A 4562-nucleotide genomic window follows, 5' to 3' on the forward strand; every position below is an offset into this window, starting at 1 on the left:
TACGCCGGCGCGGTGCTGGTGCCGGTCAACTCGCGCTACGTGGGCGCGGAGGTGGCCGACGTCGTCGGGCGCACCGGCGCCGCGATGGTCGTGGTGCACGACGGGTTCCTCGGCCGCGACCAGGTGCGCGAGCTGCGCGACGCGGGGGTCGAGGACCGCCTGATCACCACGCTGTCCGACCTCAGGGCCGGCGCCCAGCGCTCGGAGGGGATGCGGCACGAGGACCTCGCGCCGGACGACGTCGCCGACATCCTCTTCACCTCCGGCACCACCGGGCGCTCCAAGGGCGCAATGAGCGCGCACCGCCAGACGATCGGCGTCGCGCGCGCGTGGGCCGAGCTGGGCGGGGTACGCCAGGACGACCGCTACCTGGTGCTCAACCCGTTCTTCCACTCCTTCGGCTACAAGATCGGCATCGTCGTCGGCCTGCTGACCGGCGCCACGCTCTACCCGCTGGCGACCTTCGACGTCGAGGAGACGATGCGGCTGATCGAGTCCGAACGGATCACCGTGCTGCCCGGCGCGCCCACGATCTACCAGTCGCTGCTCAGTGCACCGGGCCGCGCCGACCGCGACCTGTCCTCGCTGCGGCTCGCGGTGACCGGGGCGGCCGTCGTGCCCGTCGTGCTCATCGAGCGGATGCGCGAGGAGCTGCAGATCGACCAGGTCGTCACGGCGTTCGGGATGACCGAGGCCGTCGTGGTGACCATGTGCCGCGACGGCGACTCCGCGGAGACGGTCGCGACCACCTGCGGCCGCGCGATCCCCGGCATGGAGGCGCGGATCCATGAGGAGAACGGCGAGCTCCTCGTGCGCGGCGACTACGTGATGCTCGGCTACCTCGACGACCCCGAGGCCACCGCCGCGGCGATCGACGAGGACGGGTGGCTGCACACCGGCGACGTCGGCGTCCTCGACGAGCACGGCAACCTCTCGATCACCGACCGGCTCAAGGACATGTACATCTCCGGTGGCTTCAACGTCTATCCCGCCGAGGTCGAGCAGGCGCTCGCTCGGATGGACGGGATCACCGACGTCGCGGTCGTCGGCGTGCCCGACGAGCGCATGGGCGAGGTCGGCAAGGCGTACGTCGTCGGCTCGGTCGCCCCCGACGAGGTGATCGCCTTCGCGAAGGAACGGCTGGCGAACTTCAAGGTGCCGCGCCACGTCGAGGTCGTCGACGGGCTGCCGCGCAACCTGTCCGGCAAGGTGCTCAAGACCCAGTTGAGAGGCTCCTGATGGATCTCACCCTGTCCGAGTCCGAGGTCGCGTTCCGCGACGAGGCGCGCGCGTGGCTGGCCGCGAACGTGCCGGCCGATCCGCTGCCGTCGATGGACACCGCCGACGGCTTCGCCGCCCACCAGGAGTGGGAGCGACGGCTGGCCGACGCCGGATGGGCGGTGGTGTCCTGGCCGGAGCGGTACCACGGCCGCGAGGCGTCGCTGGTGGAGTGGGTGATCTTCGAGGAGGAGTACTACCGGGCCGGGGCGCCCGGCCGGGTCTCCCAGAACGGCATCTTCCTGCTCGCGCCGATCATCTTCGACCACGGCACCACGGAGCAGCAGGACCGGTTCCTGCCGACGATGGCGACCGGTGAGCGCGTCTGGGCGCAGTGCTGGTCCGAGCCCGGGGCCGGCTCCGACCTCGCGTCGTTGCGCTCCACCGCCCGGCGCGACGCCGAGCGCGGCGGCTGGATCCTCAACGGCCAGAAGACCTGGTCGTCGCGGGCCAGCTTCGCCCACTGGGGCTTCGGGCTGTTCCGCTCCGACCCCGACGAGGAGCGGCACCGCGGGCTGACCTACTTCCTGTTCCCACTGGACGCCGAGGGCGTCACGGTCCGCCCGATCGCCCAGCTCGACGGCGAGGTCGGCTTCGCCGAGGTGTTCTTCGAGGACGTGTTCGTCCCCGACGCCGACGTGCTCGGCGCGCCCGGCGACGGGTGGCGGGTCGCGATGTCGACGGCCGGCAACGAGCGCGGACTGTCCCTGCGCTCCCCCGGCCGGTTCTGCGCCGCCGCGGACCGGTTGCTCGACCTCTACCGACGTACGCCGCAGCCGCCGGCCGGCGCGGCCGACCGCGTGGTCGACGCCTGGATCGAGGCGCAGGCCTACCGGCTCTACACCTGGGGCACGGTGACCCGGCTGGCCGACGGCGGCGAGATGGGCGCCGCCGGCTCGGTGAACAAGGTCTTCTGGTCCGAGCTCGACATCGCCCTGCACGAGACCGCTCTCGACCTGCTCGGCCCCGAGGCGGAGGTCGAGTCGACCTGGCTCGACGGCTACACGTTCGCGCTCTCCGGGCCGATCTACGCCGGCACGAACGAGATCCAGCGCAACATCGTGGCCGAGCGGATCCTCGGTCTCCCGCGTGAGCCCAAGGGCGCCCAGCAGGGCGCCCAGAAGGGGGTGCGGCAGTGAGGTTCGTGCTCGACGACGACCAGCGCGACTTCGCGTCCGCGCTCGAGTCTCTCCTCTCCTCCGCCGGCACCGCCGCGATCGCCCGGGCCTGGGCCGACGGCGACCACGACCCCGGCGTGAAGCTGTGGTCCCGGCTCGCCGATCTCGGCGTGCCGTCGCTGGCCACGGACGCGACCCCGGTCGAGGTGGTGATCGCCTTCGAGGCGCTCGGCCGGCACGCCGTGCCCGGCCCGTGGGTCGAGTCCGCGGCGTACCTCCCGGTCGCGCTCGGCCACGAGGTCGAGGGCATGGCCACGGTCGCGCTGCCGCCGGTCGTGCCCTACGCCCTCGACGCCGACGTCGCCGACCAGGTGTACCTCGGGTCCGCGCCGGCGCGGTCGATCGGGCGGCGGCACCGCTCGGTCGACCCGACGCGACGGCTCTTCGAGGTGGCCGGGGCGGGCGAGGTGCACGACCCGGCGTTCGAGCTCGCGGTGCTCGCGGTGTCGGCCCAGCTGCTCGGGGCCGGCGAGCGGATCCTCGCCGACACCGTGGCCTACGCCAAGCAGCGCCGGCAGTTCGGTCGCGAGATCGGCTCCTACCAGGCGATCAAGCACGCGCTGGCCGACGTGCGGATCGCGCTCGACTTCGCCCGGCCGCTGGTGCTGGGCGCGGCGCTCGGCGAGGTGCCGGCCTCGGCGGCCAAGGTCGCGTGCGCGGACGCGGCGTACCTCTCCTCGCGCACGGGCCTGCAGGTGCACGGCGCGATCGGGTACACCCAGGAGCTCGACCTGAGCATCTGGCTGACCAAGGTGCGCGCCCTCGTCACGGCCTGGGGCACGCCGGCCCACCACCGGGCCCGGCTGCTCGAGGGGCTGGTGGGCTGATGGAGTTCGCACTCTCCGAGGAGCAGCAGGAGCTCGCCGCGACGGTGCGGGCACTGCTCGCGAAGCGCGCCGACCCGCGCGCCGAGACCTACGACGAGGCGCTCTGGCGGATGCTCTGCGAGCAGATCGGGGTCGCCGCGCTCGGCATCCCCGAGGAGTACAGCGGGGCCGGGTTCTCGCTCTTCGAGGCGCTCGTGGCGCTCGAGGAGGTGGGCCGCTCGCTGGCCCCCTCCCCGCTGTTGTCGTCGCTGGTGGCCTCCGAGGCCCTGCTGGCCGGCGCCTCGGAGGACGCCCGGCATCGGCTGCTCCCCCGGCTGGCCGCGGGCGAGGTGGCGGCGTTCGCCGAGGGCACCGACGCCCGCGACGTGCTCGACGGCGACCTCGCGTCGGTGCTCGTGATCGCGACGGACGACGGGCTCTTCGAGGTGGGCGACGCCGAGCGCGCGTGGACGCCGTCGATGGACCAGACGCTGCGGCTGGCGAGGGTGCGCACCGATCTCGCGTCGGGCACGCGGATCGGGGACGGTCCGGCCGCCCGCGACCGCGCCAGCCTGGTCGGCGCGGTCGGGTGCGCGGCGCTCGCGGTCGGCTGCGCCGCGCGGGGGCTGGAGATGACCGTGTCCTACTCGCAGGAGCGGGTGCAGTTCGGCCGGCCCATCGGCTCCTTCCAGGCGCTCAAGCACCGGATGGCCGACATGTACGTGCGGCTCGAGATGGCGCGCTCCGCGTCGTGGGCGGCGTCGTACGCCGTCGCCCATCGCACCGACGACGCCGAGCGGCTCGCCCACGTGGCGAAGGCCCACTGCGGCGAGGCGCTGGCGCACATCGCCGCGGAGACGATCCAGCTGCACGGCGGGATCGCGATCACCTGGGAGCACGACGCGCACCTGGTGTTCAAGCGGGCGCACGCCCTGGGTCAGCTCTTCGGCGCCCCGCACGAGCACCGGGCGGCGGTCACGCTCTGATCGCCTCGGTCAGTGCGTCGTTGGCGTCCGCGAGCTCGGCCTCCAGACGATCGACGAGACCGGTGTCCACGCCGCCCGCGGCGGCGCCCTCGATCTGCCGCGCGAGGTCTGCGACCCGCGCCGCGCCGAGGTTGGCGGCGGTGCCGGCGATCTCGTGCGCCGCCCGCCGCAACCCGAGCTGGTCGCCGGCCGCCACGGCCGTGCGGATGGTCTCGAGCAGCACGGGTGCCGCCGTCGCGAAGGCTCCCGCCGCCGCGGCGAGCAGCCCGCCACCGGGCGCGCCCAGACCGCGCAGGATCCCGAGCCGCTCGGGG

The 4562-nt window shown here is 73.8% G+C and carries 5 protein-coding genes; 4 read left to right on the forward strand and 1 reads right to left on the reverse strand.

The window, feature by feature from the left end; all coding sequences use genetic code 11:
• The 4 genes from VGD85_RS00660 to VGD85_RS00675 form a co-directional block, all read left to right on the forward strand.
• Positions 1-1239: AMP-binding protein (locus VGD85_RS00660; protein WP_331061519.1), on the forward strand; the 1239-nt coding region annotated here is incomplete at its 5' end.
• Positions 1239-2417 (forward strand): acyl-CoA dehydrogenase family protein, encoded by a 1179-nt coding sequence (locus VGD85_RS00665; protein WP_331061520.1) that lies wholly within the window; start codon positions 1239-1241, stop codon positions 2415-2417. The genes VGD85_RS00660 and VGD85_RS00665, both read left to right, overlap by 1 nt.
• The gene (locus VGD85_RS00670) at positions 2414-3283 is read left to right on the forward strand and encodes an acyl-CoA dehydrogenase family protein (protein ID WP_331061521.1); all 870 of its coding nucleotides are present in this window, start codon (positions 2414-2416) and stop codon (positions 3281-3283) included. The genes VGD85_RS00665 and VGD85_RS00670 overlap by 4 nt, the downstream gene beginning before the upstream one ends.
• Positions 3283-4248, forward strand: a complete 966-nt coding sequence (locus VGD85_RS00675; protein ID WP_331061522.1) for an acyl-CoA dehydrogenase family protein — start codon at positions 3283-3285, stop codon at positions 4246-4248. Before VGD85_RS00670 ends, VGD85_RS00675 begins: the two co-directional genes overlap by 1 nt.
• Here VGD85_RS00675 and VGD85_RS00680 read toward each other — a convergent pair.
• Positions 4238-4562, reverse strand: a 325-nt coding sequence (locus tag VGD85_RS00680) for an Hpt domain-containing protein (protein WP_331061523.1), incomplete at its 5' end; no start/stop codon positions are given. The genes VGD85_RS00675 and VGD85_RS00680 overlap by 11 nt on opposite strands.

This window comes from Nocardioides sp., from assembly GCF_036401255.1.
In the GTDB taxonomy this organism is placed as follows: Bacteria; Actinomycetota; Actinomycetes; order Propionibacteriales; family Nocardioidaceae; genus Nocardioides.